The organism is Pseudoclavibacter sp. JAI123 (genome assembly GCF_013409665.1).
Taxonomy (GTDB): Bacteria; Actinomycetota; Actinomycetes; order Actinomycetales; family Microbacteriaceae; genus Pseudoclavibacter.
The window spans coordinates 1,544,601-1,560,461 of sequence record NZ_JACCCM010000001.1 but is presented as its reverse complement, the minus strand read 5'-3'; the positions used below and the strand labels follow the sequence as shown (position 1 = coordinate 1,560,461).

General features: G+C 68.6%; 14 protein-coding genes. 2 read left to right on the top strand and 12 right to left on the bottom strand.

The genetic code is table 11. The features are described from left to right. Positions 1-26 precede the first annotated feature (26 nt). The 7 genes from HDC34_RS07355 to HDC34_RS07325 form a co-directional block, all read right to left on the bottom strand. On the bottom strand, positions 27-815 hold the full coding sequence (locus tag HDC34_RS07355) for an ABC transporter ATP-binding protein (protein ID WP_218854918.1): 789 nt from the start codon (positions 813-815) through the stop codon (positions 27-29). Next, on the bottom strand, positions 809-1,951 hold the full coding sequence (locus HDC34_RS07350; protein WP_179556404.1) for an ABC transporter permease: 1,143 nt from the start codon (positions 1,949-1,951) through the stop codon (positions 809-811). Before HDC34_RS07350 ends, HDC34_RS07355 begins: the two co-directional genes overlap by 7 nt. Positions 1,952-1,958: 7 nt before the next feature. Then, positions 1,959-2,843: an ABC transporter substrate-binding protein gene (locus tag HDC34_RS07345; RefSeq protein ID WP_218854917.1), complete on the bottom strand. Its 885-nt coding sequence runs from the start codon at positions 2,841-2,843 to the stop codon at positions 1,959-1,961. A 399-nt stretch (positions 2,844-3,242) separates the two neighbouring features. After that, positions 3,243-4,244, bottom strand: a complete 1,002-nt coding sequence (locus HDC34_RS07340) for a PLP-dependent cysteine synthase family protein (protein WP_179556403.1) — start codon at positions 4,242-4,244, stop codon at positions 3,243-3,245. Between the two features lie 203 nt (positions 4,245-4,447). Then, positions 4,448-5,647, bottom strand: coding sequence for a MalY/PatB family protein (locus tag HDC34_RS07335; protein ID WP_179556402.1), 1,200 nt, complete (start codon positions 5,645-5,647; stop codon positions 4,448-4,450). 2 nt (positions 5,648-5,649) lie between these two features. Next, complete coding sequence (locus tag HDC34_RS07330; protein ID WP_179556401.1) at positions 5,650-6,990, bottom strand: LLM class flavin-dependent oxidoreductase; 1,341 nt, start codon at positions 6,988-6,990, stop codon at positions 5,650-5,652. Between the two features lie 19 nt (positions 6,991-7,009). Continuing rightward, the gene (locus HDC34_RS07325; protein ID WP_179556400.1) at positions 7,010-8,050 is read right to left on the bottom strand and encodes an LLM class flavin-dependent oxidoreductase; all 1,041 of its coding nucleotides are present in this window, start codon (positions 8,048-8,050) and stop codon (positions 7,010-7,012) included. Positions 8,051-8,180: 130 nt separating this feature from the next. On the opposite strand from HDC34_RS07325, the gene HDC34_RS07320 reads away from it, so the two are divergent. Further along, positions 8,181-9,644, top strand: a complete 1,464-nt coding sequence (locus tag HDC34_RS07320; RefSeq protein WP_179556399.1) for a PLP-dependent cysteine synthase family protein — start codon at positions 8,181-8,183, stop codon at positions 9,642-9,644. 155 nt (positions 9,645-9,799) lie between these two features. Then, a complete protein-coding gene (locus HDC34_RS07315) occupies positions 9,800-10,207 on the top strand; it encodes an N-acetyltransferase (RefSeq protein ID WP_179556398.1) in 408 nt (135 codons plus the stop codon). 119 nt (positions 10,208-10,326) lie between these two features. Here HDC34_RS07315 and HDC34_RS07310 read toward each other — a convergent pair whose 3' ends face one another. The 5 genes from HDC34_RS07310 to metG form a co-directional block, all read right to left on the bottom strand. Continuing rightward, the gene (locus tag HDC34_RS07310) at positions 10,327-10,923 is read right to left on the bottom strand and encodes a DUF1349 domain-containing protein (protein ID WP_179556397.1); all 597 of its coding nucleotides are present in this window, start codon (positions 10,921-10,923) and stop codon (positions 10,327-10,329) included. A gap of 35 nt (positions 10,924-10,958) precedes the next feature. Further along, the gene (locus tag HDC34_RS07305) at positions 10,959-12,278 is read right to left on the bottom strand and encodes a hypothetical protein (protein WP_179556396.1); all 1,320 of its coding nucleotides are present in this window, start codon (positions 12,276-12,278) and stop codon (positions 10,959-10,961) included. 168 nt (positions 12,279-12,446) lie between these two features. Beyond that, positions 12,447-13,298: a 16S rRNA (adenine(1518)-N(6)/adenine(1519)-N(6))-dimethyltransferase RsmA gene (gene rsmA, locus HDC34_RS07300; protein WP_179556395.1), complete on the bottom strand. Its 852-nt coding sequence runs from the start codon at positions 13,296-13,298 to the stop codon at positions 12,447-12,449. Next, entirely contained in the window at positions 13,295-14,224 is a 930-nt protein-coding gene (locus tag HDC34_RS07295) for a TatD family hydrolase (RefSeq protein ID WP_179557122.1), read from the bottom strand. The genes rsmA and HDC34_RS07295 overlap by 4 nt, the downstream gene beginning before the upstream one ends. A 62-nt stretch (positions 14,225-14,286) precedes the next feature. Beyond that, complete coding sequence (gene metG, locus HDC34_RS07290; RefSeq protein ID WP_179556394.1) at positions 14,287-15,855, bottom strand: methionine--tRNA ligase; 1,569 nt, start codon at positions 15,853-15,855, stop codon at positions 14,287-14,289. Positions 15,856-15,861: the final 6 nt, after the last annotated feature.

Below are 15,861 nucleotides of genomic sequence, written 5' to 3'. Positions count from 1 at the left end.
TCTCCCGCTCACGGACTGCCTCCCGCTCACAGCGTGTCTCCTGCGTCGATGAGATCGAGGATCTCGCCGCGGATACGGAGGAACTCCGGCGAGGACTGATCACGTGGCCTCGCCTCCCCCACCTCATCGCTCACCTCGAAGACCCCCGCGATGCGGGCCGGGCGGGGTGTGAAGACGATGACGCGGTCGGCGAGGAGGAGCGCCTCATTGACGTCGTGGGTGACCAGGAAGGCCGTGTACCGCTGCCGCTCCCACAGAGTGAGCAGCTCGCCCTGCAGGGTTCGTCTCGTGAGCGCGTCGAGCTTGCCGAGCGGCTCGTCCAGGAGCAGGAGCGACGGCTCGCTCACCAGTGCCCTCGCGAGGGCTACGCGCTGCGCCATGCCTCCCGAGAGCTGCGACGGCCAGGCATCGGCGAACTCGCCGAGGCCGACCAGTTCGAGCGACTCCTGCACGCGTGCCGCTTGTTCTTTCGCGGTGCCGCGCACGTCGGGCCCGAAGCCGATGTTCTTGCGCACGGTTCGCCACGGCAGGAGCGTCGGGTCTTGGAAGACGACTGCCCGTTCGGGGTCAGGACCGGTGACCGGCCTGCCGTCAACGTAGGTCGCGCCGATGAGGCTTCTATCGAGCCCGGCTAGGAGACGCAGGAGGGTCGATTTGCCGCACCCCGAAGGGCCGACGAGCGCCGTGAATGAACCGGGCTTCGCGGAGATCGAGATGTTGTCGAGCACCTGCAGCGGCCCGTCGTCGGTTGCAAATGCGTGCGTGACCTCGACGATGTCGACTGCCGAGCCCGTCACTTTGGTAGTGGTCACCATCTGGTGAGTCCCTTCTGCCATCTGAGGAGGCGCGCCCGGACCACGCCGAGGAACGCGAGGAGGCCGGAGCAGAGCGCAACGAGCACGAGGATGCCCGCGTACACCGACGTGTAGTCGCCCCACCCCTTCTGCCAGTTGATGTACCAGCCGATACCGGACTGCACGCCGAAGTTCTCGGCCACCGTGAGCGAGACGAACGAGACGCCAAGCGCCATGAAGAGGCCGGTGAGGATATCGGGCAGCGCGCCAGGAAGCGCAACCCGCGTGATGAGCGACGCGCGGCTCGCTCCGAGCGTCTGCGCAACGTCGTAGTAGCTGCGAGGGATGCCGATGATGCCTGCCCTCGTGAGCACTGCGACGGGGAACCAGACGCTCACGGCGATGAGAAATACGGCCGCGGCATAGGCCGTGGGGAAGACAACGAACACGATCGCCGTCCACGCCACGGACGGCAGCGGCCCGAAGATCTGCAGGAACGGGTTCTGCCAGTAGTTGAACGTCTTCGACCAGCCGGAGGTCACGCCAGTGACGAGGCCGGCGAGGAGACCGATGACCAGCCCGATCGTGAGCAGCAGCAGGGAATTGCCAACGCTCTCAGCGAGGATCACCCGGTCCTCGATGAGGATGCCGAGGACCTGCTGCGGTGGAGTGAAGTACGGGCGCGGCAGCGCCGTCGACTTCGCCGTCGTGAGCTCCCAGGTCAGGAACCACAGACCCGTCGCAAGCAGCCACGGCACTCCCGTCGACAGCCGCTGCCGCAGGCTCTTCGCTGCGCGCGAGCTCGTGAACGAGAGGCCGTAGGAGAGCGCCCAGGCAAGCGCGACCAGGGCGCCGAGCGTACCGGTGAGGCCCGTCGCCTCCACCACGACATCAGTGCGGTCAGGCAATGCCAGCGTTGCTGCGGCAAACGCCGCCCAGCTCACGATGCCCGCGATCACGAGCCCGTGCTTCACCGTCTCCGGTTTGTGCGTCTGCGCGAGCCGCAGCTCGATCTCGGCTCGCGTGGCGCTCGCGGTGTCGGCGGCGGACTTGGTGCCGGTGGCCCGACCCGCCAACACCTCGGCCCCCGACCCCTGGTCTTGCGCTGGCCGACCGGGCGGATGTCCCCCGTCCGAGCGATGGATCGTGGCGGTCATGCTGCGCTCACCAGTTCAGGTCGAGGTCGACGAACACGCGGTCGGCGAGGGTGGACGCGTCGGCCGATTCCTTGAGGAAGCCCGTCTTCTTGAACTTCTCGATGCCGGGCACAAGAGCGTCGCGCAGCTTGTTGGAGCTCGGTTCGAAACCGTAGCTCTGCAGCTGCGGGAGGATATCCGCAGCCGACGCCGCCACGTAGTTCTTTTCCGACTGGATGCGCGCCGTCTCCTCGAGGTTCGCCCCGACCCAGCGGCTTCCCTCAGCCCATGCGGTCACAAACTTCCGGGCCGTCACCGGGTCCTCGCGCACGAACTGCCCGTTGATGGCGATGGCACAGCAGAACTCCTGCGCGTTGGCGCCCTGCCGGTTGTTGGTCAGCTCGTAGGCGGATCCGTCGTACGTCGCCTTGAGCGCGATGGGGTCGCTTGCAGCGATCGCATCGACCTGTCCCTTGGCGAGCGCCTCAGGAAGGAGGTCGTTCTCGATGACGACCCACTCGACCTGCTTGTGGGCTGGATCGGAGGAGATGCCGGCATCGAGCAGGTCGAGCGCGAAGAAGTTGGTCGCCGATCCCTGCAGGCTGGAGACGCCGATCTTCTTCCCCTTGAGCTGCTCGACCTCGGTGATGGGGCCGTCCGTCGGCACGACGAGTCGCAGGCAGCCCTGGTGGAGTCCGGTTGAGAGCTTGACGTCGACGCCGTTGTAGATGGGGCCGAGCCAGGAGAAGAAGATGCCGTTGGTCGCCGCGTACTTGCCGGAGCCGACGGCCGCCTGCGTATCCTCCTCTGCGCCCGCCTTCTTGAGTTGCACGTTGAGGCCCGCCTGCTCCCAGAGCCCTTTCTCGAAGGCGATGTGCTGCGGCGCTTCGCACACTCCGCTGCCGAGGATCACGTCGAGCTGCCGGTCGGCCCACGAGTTCGTGACGGTGCCGACCGCGCCATCAGCGGACAGTGTCTTGGGGGCGAAGAACTGGAAGCCGGCCCAGGTTGCGCCCGCGACGGCAACCGCGCCGAAGGCAGACGCCGTGATGAGCGTGCGCCGCGAGACTCTCTTGGGGGCGTCCGGGTCTTCCGCCGCCGCCTCGACGGTTGCGCCGCTCGGGAGGACCGTCGGCGGTGGAGTCTGCGTCTCACCGAGGGTGGGGTGCTCGCCAGCCTGCTACCCGGCTGGCGGCTGCTGGTCGGCATCGGTTTCGCCGGGTTCTTGCGGCGGGATGGACTCGTTGGTCATCGTGAGTTTCCTTCTGTCGTCTTCGTCGTGGAAAGCGTGGTGGGTGGCGCGCGCGGCGGGTCAGGCGAGGACGGGAGCGAACTCGACCTTGTAGGCGGTAGTGACCGGCTGCGCGAAGTTCTCGCCGGAGAAGTACCGTTCCCCCGCATCAGGGAAGACGGCGACGATGAGCTTGTCGCGGTTCTCCTCCCGCTCGGCGATGCGGGTGGCCGCGTAGAGGATCGCGCCAGCCGACGTTCCGATGACAAGCCCCTCCTCCCGGGCCAGTTCTCGTGACGTCTGGAACGCGTCCTGGGTCTCGAGAGCCACGACCTCGTCGACGATGGCCCCGTTGTAGTTGTCTGGCAGCTGCTCGGCTTCGACGTCGGTGACTTTGTGCACGCCGTCGATCTCCGCCGGGTACGGCACCTCCTCGGACGGGATCGAGGCGAGGCCCGGCTCGGCGACGACGATGCGCAGCTCGGGCTTGAGCGACTTGAGGAACGTGCCTGAGCCGTTGAGCGTTCCGCCGGTGCCGACTCCGCCGACGAGCACGTCGATCTCGCCGTCGGTATCGGCCCAGATCTCCGGACCGGTGGTCGTGAGGTGGGTGCGCGGGTTGGCGGGGTTGCCGAGCTGGTTCGTGAAGTACGCGTCCGGGTTCTCCTCCTGAATGCGCGTCGTCACCTTCTCGAGTGCCTCGGGGTCGACGAAGAACAGGTTCGGGATGAGCACGATCTCGGAGCCGAGCGCGTGGATGAGACGCAGCTTCTCCTTGGCGATGTTGTCGCTCAGGTAGAACTTCGTGCGGTAGCCGCGGGATGCCGCGATGGCGGCGAGGGCCACGCCGGTGTTCCCGCTCGTGATGTCGACGATGAGATCACCCGGCTTCAGCGCTCCTCGCTCCTCGGCGTCGCGGATGATGCCCCACGCGATGCGATCCTTGACGCTGCCGGCGGGGTTGAACTGTTCGAGCTTGGCGACAATGCGTCCGGGCAGCTGGCGGGCATCGCGGTAGCGGTGCAGCTCGAAGAGCGGCGTGTGACCGATGAGATCGACGAAGTTCTGCGTGATGTGTGCCATGAGCGGATCCCCTGTTCCGTGCTGGTGGTGCGGATGTGTTGCACCACCAGACCACGGACGACGAGGCCCTCACAGCCGCCTCTGACACCGGGATTCAGAACCCGTTGCGCGAGGAAACGATCGCCTCGCGCGGACACACGGGGTAAAGCTCGGGGCACGCTCACTGGTCAGAGCACGCTCGCACGCCAGGGCCTACCTGCCGGTCAGAGCAGGTTCTCGAGACGGCGCAGGGTTTCGGCGAGGATCGGCCTCGCGGTCGCGAAGTTGATGCGCAGCCACCCGTCGAAGTGCGCACCGCACAGCAGGCCGTCGGTCGCCGCGACCCCAGCCTCGGTGCGCGCGCGCCGGCCGAGCCGCGCGGGCCCCGCGCCCTCGCGACTTCCCGCGGCCGAGGAGGTGAGCGCTCCGCGGAAGTCGAGCCACGCCAGATAGCTCGCGTCGGGTTCCACGTAGCCGACGCCTGGCAGGTGCTCAGCGACGAGAGCCGACAGCTGGCGGCGGGTGCCGCCGAGGTGCACGACAAGCGCATCCAGCCAGTCACGTCCCTCCCGATACGCGGCCGTCGAGGCGAGGACCCCGAGGGTGCCCGCCGTATGGCTCGGCCAGCGCTGGATGCGCTGCCACGTCTCGAGGTCGCGCTCATTCGAGAAGATGATCTGCGACGCTTTGAGGCCGGCGATGTTCCAGCCCTTCGAGGCCGAGGTGGCCGTGACCGTGTGGTTCGAGGCGGCGTCGGAGAGAGCGGCGTACGGCACGTGGCGCAGGCCGTCGAAGATGAGCGGCGCGTGGATCTCGTCCGACCAGACGCGGCCGCCGTGCCGGTCGACGATGTCGACGAGCGGTAGCAGCTGCTCGCGGGTGAAGACCGTCCCGGTCGGGTTCGACGGGTTCGAGAGGACCAGCAGGCCTGCCCCGTCCGCGAAGGCGCGGTCGATGGCCTCGTAATCGAAGCCCCACTTGCCTTCCCCTCCCTGCAGGAGCGGCGTCTCTACGACCTCCCTGCCGTGGTCGACGGGCAGCGTGAAGAACGGCATGTAGGTGGGTGTCGGCAGGATGACCGCAGAACCTGGACGCGTGTAGTGGTCGATCGTGAGCTCGAGGCTCGTGAGCACCTCAGGCAGCACACCGATCGATTCTGGAGCGACCCGCCAGGCGTAGCGGTCCAGCATCCACTCGCTCAGCGCATCCCCGAGCTCAGCCCTCGCGGCCTTCGTGACGTATCCGAAGCTCTGCCGCTCGAGCTGTTCCGCGACGACGCGTCGCACCGCTGGGGCCGTGCCGTAGTCGGACTCGGCGATGAAGCTGCCGATGGCGTCAGGGAAAGTGTCCCACTTCGAGGAGCCGACACCCGCTTCCCTGAGCTCGGCCAGGGAGCGGGCGTCGACCTCCTCGAAGCTCGTCACGCTCAGACGCTCGCCGGCACCAGGTTCGACGTGACGGCGGGAAGCCCGAGGTTCTCGCGCAGCGTCGTGCCGGGGTACTCGGTGCGGTACGAGCCACGTTCCTGGAGGGCCGGGATGAGCTCGTCGACGATGTCGTCGAGACCCGAGGGCACGAGGTACGGGGTCAGGTTGATGCCGGTGACCGCGCCGCTGCGGGCCAGCTCGGTGAGGGTGTCGGCGACCTCGTCGACACCACCCACGAAGCCCCGCTGCGACGAGAGGTGGATGACGAACTCGCGGATCGACAAGCCAAGCGCCTCCGACTTCTCCCGCCACTGCTGAGCGAGCTCCAGCGCCTTCGCATTCTGGAACGCGCTGCCGCGGGTTCCGTCGGTGACCGCGACCACCGGGTCCTCCACCGGCAGCGGGCCGTCAGGGTCGAGGTGCGAGAGATCCTTGCCCCAGAACTGCTCGAGGTAGCGCAGCGAGGTCGACGGCGAGATCTGGTGCTGGCGCACCCAGCGGGCCTTCTCCTCGGCCTCCTTCGGCGTCGCAGCGACGATGATGGAGGCACCGGGGAAGAACGCGAGTTCGTTCCGGGCTCGACCGAACTTGGTGAGACGCTCGCGGAGGTCGGCCGCGAACGCCGTGGCCCCTTCCAGCTCGGGATGCGCTGAGAAGATGACATCGGCGTGCTCGGCCCCGAAGTCACGCCCCTGGCTCGAGTCGCCGGCCTGGAACAGCACTGGCCTCGACTGCGGGCTCTTCGGGAGGACACGATCGGAGACGAAGCGGATGAACTCGCCGTCGAAGTCGACTCCGCCCTGGTTCGCCCACAGTGCCTTCGCGGCACGCACGAACTCGGCAGCACGGTCGTAGCGGTGCTCGTGCGCGAGGTGTCCGCCGCGTCGGAAGTTGGCGCCGGTCCACGCGTTGTCGGTGGTGACGATGTTCCAGGCTGCGCGGCCCTCGCTGAGGAGGTCGAGGCTCGCGAGGCGGTATGCGAGGTCGGCTGGCTCGTTGTAGGTCGTGTTCTGCGTCGCGACGAGGCCGATCTTCTCCGTGAGCGGTGCCAGTGCCGCGAGCTGAGTGATGCCGTCCGGACGCCCGGCCACGTCGTTGTCGTGGATCTTGCCGAGGTGCTCGCGCAGGCGCAGGCCCTCACCGAGGAAGAACGCGGAGAACAGGCCGCGCTCCGCGGTCTGCGCGATACGCCGGAACGACTCGAACTCCGTCTGCGACCCGCTCTGCTCGCTCGACCAGATGGTCGTCGAGTTCACGCCCTGGAAGAAGACGCCGAACTGGATCTGGCCCGCGTCCGGAGCGTTCGAAGGCGGGTTCTCACCCGTGCTGTGCTGTGTCATCGTGGTTGTCCTTCGCGGGTCAGATGGCCTGGGCGGCGTAGCGGTTGGCGGGGTGCGCGAACCCGAGGGCGTCCCGCAGGTGCTCGCCGACTCGAGGCGAGGTGAAGACGCCGGTGCGGCGCAGGGCGGGAAGCACGGCGCGGCCGAGCTCCTGCACGTCCTCGTCGAAGTCGACCGGGAGCAGCCTCACGCCGTTCGCGAACGATGCGATCTCGGTGATGAGCTCGACGAGGCCAGCGGCGTCACCCGAGTAGTGAATGCGCCCCGCCGGTTCGACGTCGGCTGGCCGGTTGCCGAAGCGCTCGCTCGCGGCGTGCCCGCGCGAGTCGAGCGCCACCTCGACCTCCACGATCGTTCGCGCGATGCCCTGCGCATCGGCTTGCCCGACCGCGGCGCTCGCTTCGAGGAGCGTGCGCTCGCGGATGAGCGCGACGTCGACGAGCTCCGGTGCGGCGGAGCCGTAGACGGCGAACGTCGGGAGCAGCCCCTGGTGCGGACGCGGGATGATCGAGGGGCCCTTCACGCTGAAGCGCGCCCCTTCGAAGTCGGCGTAGTGCAGCTTGTCGCGGTCGAGGTAGCGACCCGTCTCGACGTCGCGGATGACGGCGTCGTCCTCCCACGAGTCCCAGAGGCGGCCGAGCACCTCGATGGTGTCGTCGAGCTCGGTGCGGCGAACTCCCGGCCCGTCGAGCGGGGCGCGATCGAAGGCCGCCGCTTCGAGTGCGCCGCCGTCGACCTCGCCGATCCAGCCAGCGCGCCCGTGCGACGCGTAGTCGAGGGTCGCCAGCTGCGTCGCGAGGTGGAAGGGCTCGACGGCCGAGACGCGAACGAGGGGCACCAGGCCTGTTGCTCCCGAGAGCGGAGCCGCGAACGCTGCCTGTGTGATCGCATCCAGTCGCGGTGCCTCCGGACGAAGGTCGGCGAAGCCGACGTCCTCGAAGGTCGCGATCGTCACTCCGAAGCGCTCGATCGCGGAGATTGCTGCGCGGATGCGCGTCGGGCTGACGCCTTCGCTGCCCGCCTCGACGGCGATGGCAAACGGCGGGTTCTCGTGAGTCATGCCTTGCAGGATAGGAAGCACGGCGGGTGTCCCGCCCCGCGCGCGGCAATGTTTCTTCACCGTGTGTTCGACGGGGACTTGTTCGGCAACACGCGGCCGGAATGTGCTGTGCCTGCGCCTACCTTGCACCATGACGAAGTACGAGAGTCTCCTCGACACCATCGGCGGCACCCCGCTCGTTCGGCTGCCACACCTCGACCGGACAGTCGCGCCCCGCATCTACGCGAAACTCGACTTCCAGAATCCGGGTGGGAGCAGCAAGGACCGGGCGGCGCTCTGGATGATCCGGCGGGCCGAGGAAGAGGGGCTGCTCACCCCCGGCGGCACGGTTGTGGAGACGACAAGCGGGAACACGGGCATCGGCATCGCACTCGTCGCGGCGCACCTCGGCTACAAGGCCGTGATCTTCACGTCGGCGTTCATCGCCGAGGAGAAGCGGCGCATCCTGGTGGCGTATGGCGCCAAGCTGCGGCTCGTGAGCGAGTACCTGCCGAAGTCGCATCCGCGCAGTGCGCATTCGCTGGCGTCGGCGTTTGTCGAGGAGACACCGGGAGCGTGGCTTGCCACCCAGTTCGACAACCCCTCCAATCCACGCGCCCACGTCGAGAGCACGGCTCCCGAGATCTGGCGCGACACCGAGGGCGCCGTGACGCACTTCGTCGCCCCGATCGGCACGGGCGGAACGATCTCCGGAACCGGACGCACGCTCAAGGACCTCAGCGCCGGCGCCGTGAAGATCATCGGCGCCGACCCGCAGAGCTCGCTCTACTCTGGCGGCGACGGCAGCTCACGGGTGATCGAGGGCACCGGCCGTGCGGTGCACGCCGAGGGGGTCGCCGACCCGTGGCCGACGACGTTCGACGCAGGCGTCGTGGACGAGTTCGTCCGCGTCAGCGACGCCGAATCGATCGCCGCGGCACGGCGGGTCGCCCGAGAGGAGGGCCTCCTCATCGGTGGTTCGGCTGGCCTGGCGATCGCGGCGGCACTCCGGGTCGCCTCGCGGCTCGGGCCCGACGACCTGATCGTGGTCTTCATCCCTGACTCGGGTCGCAACTACCTGACGACGTACTTCGACGATGCCTGGCTCACGACGCAGGGCTTCCAGGATGAAGCTCCGGCAGGAAACCGGGGTGGTGAGAGCGTCCGCGAGGCGATCGGTCCGCTCGACCCCTCCGGCGTTCCGAGGCTCACGAAGCACCTGCAGGCTGACACTGCTCGCGGCGTGCTGGAGGCACGCGGAATCCCCGAAGGCGTTCCGGTGTTGGTCGTCGAAGAGAGATCGGCGGGTGAGCATCCGCTCTCCCCCGGCGACGTGCTCGGCGTGCTCACGCTGCGGCGCATTGCCCATGGGCTCGACAACGGCGAGTTCGCCGCGTCGACGAGGCTCGAGGAGCTCACTCACCCCGCCCCGCCGAGAATCGGCATCGGGGCGATCGTCGATTCCGCAGCCGCACACCTCGCACGAGCGCAGGCGGACTGGGCCCTCGCGAGCGTCCTCTCCGAGGGACGAATCGTTGCTCTTATCGACCGGGCGACCCTGCTTGGACACCGGAGGACTTCTGGCGAAACACTGGATGCGCACCTCGTGAAGTGAGGCGTACGGTACCCACCACAAGCAGCAGCCCGTCTCGCGGCGGGCAGCTGACTGATCTACCCCGACCGTGGAAGGAGCATGAAGATGACACACACGACTACAGGCCTGAACTTCATGTGCCAGCAGCGCGTCGAGACGGGCAGGCTGGCGCCGCAATGAGCCTCGGGCTGCACACGTCGATCGGCAACGCCGTCCGTGTGACCACCACCCGAGCCAGCGCCGACCGCGTGGAGTTCCACGCCATTCCCTTCGACGGCACACGAGTCGTCGCCACCGCCACCCTCTCAGGCGACCTCGACGGAGTCGGCGCCGAGCTGGTCTTCGATGAGCTCTGGGTCGCGCCAGAGCTGCGCGGCAACGGCATCGGCACCCGGGTGACGCGGGCTGCCATCACGTGGGCCGACCTGCACCTCGCGACGGGCATCGACACGTACGTCGCCGAGGAGAACGTCGCCATGCAGCGCCTCCTCGAGCAGCTCGGCTTCGAGCGCCGCCCTGAGCTCGAGCACGGCGAGGAGTCCTGGACCCAGATCTTCGCGCTGTCCCTCGAACTCGCGGGGTAGAGGCTCAGAGCTCCGGATTCCGATCTCAGGTTTCCGATCTCAGGGTCAAGCGCTGAGCGGCTAGCGGCGGTCTGGCCGGAGCCGGCCCCCGCTGCCGCGATCGCCACCGCGGCGAAGCCTCACGGATGCAGCGAGGCGTCAGCGGGCGTCGTGCGCCAGGCCAGGAAGCGCACGGTCAGGCCGCTGCGAGACGGCGCGCAGCAGAACGGGCCAGCCTGCACTCGCGCATCCGTCGCCAACGGCGCAACGCGGACGAGCCGCCACGGCTCCTCATCGACCCGAGCGCGGACGATGACCGCGTTGCCGGCGCGGCTCGCCCGCACCGTGACGCGGCGACCGCCCCAGTCGGGAACAGGTGCGAGTGACCAGTCGGACTCGCCCCTGGTCACGACCGCACCCAGCTGCTCCTGCCCGTCGCTGAGCTCGATGCCGGCCTTGATCCACGTCGTCTCGTCGCCCCGCAGGAAGATGCCCGCCTGGTCGAACTGCTCGCTGAAGTCGACGAGGAACTCCACCTCGACGGCGGAATCCTGCTCGAGGTCACGCAGGAGCGCATGCTCGGTGTCGTGGATGAACCCGTAGGAGGTTGTGCGCCAGGCGTCGCTGCCCTCGACGGCCGTGACGAGGAGGTCGCCGTCGACGACTTCTGCGGACACCGGCTCGTTGGTCCACTGCCCGTCGTTCCATGGCAGGTTCGTGACGCTCTGCGTGTTCATGACTGTCATCCAATCAGTCCCCGCGAGGTCTGCGCTCAGCTGACCGGCTCGAGCGGCTGCACTGGGCCGGCCCCGGACCTGCCGACGACCACCAGGGCCGGACGCGTCACGTTGCTCTCGGGATCGTCTTCCCAGGTGAGCGCCAGGGCTGCGCGTTCGAGGACGCCGCTGGAGCCGTTCCGGCTCGTCGTGCCGCCGGACGCCTCGACCTCGAACGAGGTGATTTCTTTGGAGCCGGCGACGACAAGCACGTCCACGCCGTCGTCACGCAGCCACTTCGCGGCGATGACGGGAAGTTGCGGCGCCCCGTTCACGGGACTCGCGACGGGACCTGCACCGAGCAGCGTCGGATCGTCGTCGTCGCGTGTCGCGACGATCACCGCCCAGAGGACACCGGACCCGCTCCCCTGGCTCTCGAGGTGCGCCACCTCTACGAGCGAAAGCGGGGCGCCGGACGGCATGGTCTGGTCGTCGAGGATCGAGGCGCGCAGACGCCGGCCCTTCTCCTCCTCCCGAGCAGTGATGATGCCCCGCGAGAGCGCCGCGAACCTCGCGTTCCCCCGCTCAGCGTCGATGACGGCGGCCCAGTCCCCGTCCGCGTCGTCCGTCTGCAGCAGGGTGAGCCCAGAGCTGGGATGCACGTAGGCGAAGCCCTCGACCACGTCGATCCCCGAACCGCCCGCATCCGGGATCCGCAGCAGCGAACGGGTTGCGAGCAGAAGGAGTCCGTCCGAGGTGGATGTCTCACCGAGCGAGGGAGCCGCCCCAGCGGCGAAGGTGACGGTCTCGAGTGACGTGCCCCGCTGCATCCGCTCGTTGAAGAGCAGCACGCCCGTCGCGACGGTGAAACCGCGCTCGTAGCGGGCCGTCGCGATCGAGGAGGTGCCGAGCACCGAGTAGGCCGTGTCGTCGCCGCTGCCCGCGCCGTCGAGCGGGCGGACGAGCGCGGCGACCGCGTTGTCCGATCGGAGGATCACGAGCCGCGCGGAGAACGAGGCGCGCACGGATGAGGTGCCGACCTTCGTCGAGTCGACGTCTCCCGCCCAGAGGAGCTCGATGGCCTGCCCCTCCGGGAGTTGAAGGGTGTCGCCGTCGGCATAGTCGCGCCAGGCATCGGCCGCAGCAACCAGTGGCCGTTGCTCGTCGAGCTTCGCCTCGGCACCACGGGTCGGGTAGCCGGGGAGCGTCGACTCGCTCACCACGTCCGTCGAAGAGGTGTCACCGTCACCGGTGAAGGCGAGGACCACCCAGCCCGCGGCGAGCGCCAGCACCACGACGATCGCACCGATCGTCAGCATGCGCGCGCGGCGGGACGGCAGCGGAACGTCTGCGTCAGCCGCGGCGGACTCGCCCATGCCCAATCCCTCGCCTAGCTCCGGGGCACCGACCTCGTTGTGGTGCTGTCCTCGTAGTCTGCACGAGTCCCCGCGAAGATGCGGCGAAATGGCGGAGATCTCAGCCGGTGCGCGTCAGGCCCGAGGCTCGAAGAGCCCTCGTCGTCTGGCTCCTCGCTGACGCAGGCCTCAGGCCTCGGGCTGCCAGGCCTCCGCGAGGCGCACGTAGTCGTCGATGCCGACCGTCTCACCGCGGGCCGTCGGGTCGATCCCCGATGCCTCCAGGACGAGGGAGGTCGCCGCTGCGTTCTCGCCGAGCAGCGGGGAGAGCGCCTGTCGCAGCATCTTGCGCCGCTGCCCGAAGGCGGCGTCGACGATGCGGAACACCTTGCGGCGCAGCTCCTCGGAGCCGCGCGGTGTGTCACGCTCCGTGTAGGAGATGAGGATGGAGTCGACGTTCGGCACAGGCCAGAACACCTTGCGACCCACGAGGCCGGCGCTCGTCCAGGAGCCATACCAGGCGGCCTTCACGCTCGGCGATCCGTAGACCTTCGAGCCGGGGCCCGCGACGATGCGCTCCCCCACCTCGGCCTGCACCATGACAACGCCGCGTTCGAGCGACGGCAGCCGCTCGAGGAGGTGCAGCAGCACGGGCACGGACACGTTGTACGGCAGGTTCGCGACAAGCGCGACCGGTTCGCCCGGCACATCCTGCACCTGGAGGGCGTCGGAGACGATCACGTCGAGCTGCGCGCCGGGCGCGTGCTCGGCGACCGTCTGCGGCAGGCGGGCGGCGAGGCGCTCGTCGATCTCGATGGCGGTGACGCTCGCGCCCGTCTCGAGCAGGCCGAGCGTCAGCGATCCGAGACCGGGCCCGACCTCGAGGATGTGCTCGCCGGCGCGGACCTTCGCGGTCTGCACGATGCGCCGCACCGTGCCGGGGTCGTGCACGAAGTTCTGCCCGAGCTTCTTCGTGGGGGTCACGTCGAGCTCGGCCGCGAGCTCGCGGATCTCGTTGGCGCCAAGCAGGCTCACGCTCATGCGGAATCTCTCTGAGTGGATGCGGCGGCGGGTGCGTCGCCCGACAGGTCCCAGCTGTCGTAGACAGCCTCGGTATTCGCGCTGATCTGCGCGCTGAGCTCGTCGACCGACACGTCGAGGTGCTCAGCCATCGCGCGCAGCGTCACGGGGATGAGGTAGGGCGCGTTCGGGCGTCCGCGGAACGGGACGGGGGTGAGGAATGGCGCGTCGGTCTCCACGAGGATGCGGTCGAGGGGCGTCACCGTGAGCGCCTCCCGCAGCGTGGCCGCGTTCTTGAACGTCACCGTCCCGGCGAACGAGAGGTACCAGCCCTCGTCGGCCGCGATGCGGGCCATGTCGGCGTCACCGGAGAAGCAGTGGAAGACAGTGCGCTCCGGGGCACCGACGCGCTTGAGCGTCGAGATGACGTCGTCGTGCGCGTCCCGGTCGTGGATCTGCATGGCGATGCCGTGCCGCTTCGCGAGCTCGATGTGCCGCTCGAACGCGCCGACCTGCAGCAGCTGGTCAGCTTTCTCCGGCGTGCGGAAGTAGTCGAGCCCCGTCTCGCCGATGGCGCGCACGCGCGGCTCGGCCGCGAGGCGGTCGATTTCGGCGATCGCCTCGTCGAGGGTGCCAGCGGCGGCGAGCTCGGGCACCACGTTCGGGTGCAGGGCCACCGCGGCGAGCACTCGCTCGTTCGTCGCGGCGATGCGGGCCGACCACCGGCTCGAGGGCACGTCGTTCCCGACCTGGACGACGCCCTTCACTCCCGCAGCGACGGCGGCGTCGAGGTGCTCGTCGAGCGACAGGCGCTCGTCCTCCTCGCCGTCCTCGATCTCGAGGTGGGTGTGGTTGTCGTAGCAGGGCACATCCAGCGCCTCGGGGTACGGCGGGTAGGCGAGGATGCGCGTGTGCCCCGACTCGCTCGTCGCCGAGCGACGGCGCAGCTTCTCGGCCGACCGCTCCGCCTCGCCCTGCTGGCCCTCGCCCTGCTGAGACCCTGGCACCGCTAGCGCTGGACTTCCTGCTCGATGCGCGGGAAGAGCGGCGGCAGCTCGCTCAGCGGTCGCGAGCCGACCAGCGCGTAGGCGTTGGCGATGCGGGTCGAGGCGAGCTCGCCCTCGCCGCCGATCGCGGACCACAGCTTCTCGGCGGCGATCGGGATGAACGGGTTGAGGAGCACGGCGAGGTGGCCGAGGCAGCGGGTCGTCACCTCGAGCACCGCGGCGAGGCGAGCGCGCCCCTCGTCGCCCTGCTTCGAGAGCGCCCACGGCTCCTGCTCCGTGATGTAGCCGTTGAGCGCATCCACGAGCCGCCAGATGTGCGCGAGCGCACCATCGATGTCGAAAGCGAGCATCGCCTCGTCGGCCTTCACCGCGACGTCGGTCGCGAGGTCGATGATGACCTGCTCGGAGTCGAGCAGCGTCGACTGCTCCGGCACGACCCCGTCGAAGTACTTGTTGACCATGGCGATGACGCGGGAGGCCAGGTTGCCGAAGCCGTTCGCGAGCTCGGACTGGTAGCGGGCCGACAGGTCCTCCCACGAGAACGAGCCGTCCTGGCCGAAGTGGATGGCGCGCAGGAAGTAGTAGCGGAACGCGTCGGAGCCGAAGACGTCGGTGATCTCGGTCGGCGCGATGCCCGTGAGCTTCGACTTCGACATCTTCTCGCCGCCGACGAGCAGCCAGCCGTGCGCGAAGATGCCGGCAGGAACCTGGAGTCCGGCGGCCATGAGCATGGCGGGCCAGATGACGGCGTGGAAGCGGAGGATGTCCTTGCCCACGACGTGGTGCGCGGGCCAGAGCTTCTCGAGCTCCGACTCGTCGTCGCCGTAGCCGATGGCCGTGATGTAGTTGAGCAGCGCGTCGAACCACACGTAGACGACGTGCGACTCGTCCCACGGCACCTTCACGCCCCAGTCGAACGTGGTGCGGGAGATCGAGAGGTCGCGGAGGCCCGAGCGCACGAACGAGATGACCTCGTTGCGCGCCGACGAGGGCTGGATGAACTCGGGATTCTCCTCGTAGAGCGCGAGCAGGCGCTCCTGGAAGTCGCTGAGCTTGAAGAAGTAGTTCTGCTCCTGCAGCAGCTCGAGCGGCTTCGAGTGGATGGCGCAGACCTTCTCGCCCTCGTACTGGCCGGTGCCGGCGACGATCTCCGACTCGGGCTTGAACTCCTCGCAGCCGACGCAGTAGAGCGCCTCGAACTCGGCGTCGTAGATGAAGCCGGCGTCGTTGAGCTTCTGCAGGAAGCGCTGCACGCGCGTCTCGTGACGCTCGTCGGTCGTGCGGATGAAGTCGTCGTTCGAGATGTTCAGGGTCTCGAGCATGGGCTTCCACGCCTCGCTGACGAGCTTGTCGGCCCACGCCTGCGGGGTGACGTTGTTCGCGAGCGCCGAGCGCATGATCTTCTGGCCGTGCTCGTCGGTTCCCGTGAGCAGCCAGGTCGTGTCACCGCGCTGGCGGTGCCACCTGGCGAGCGCGTCGACGGCGACCTCCGTGTACGCGTGACCGATGTGGGGAACGTCGTTGACGTAGAAGATCGGTGTCGTGATGTAGAACGATTCGCCGGAAGCCATGGAGAT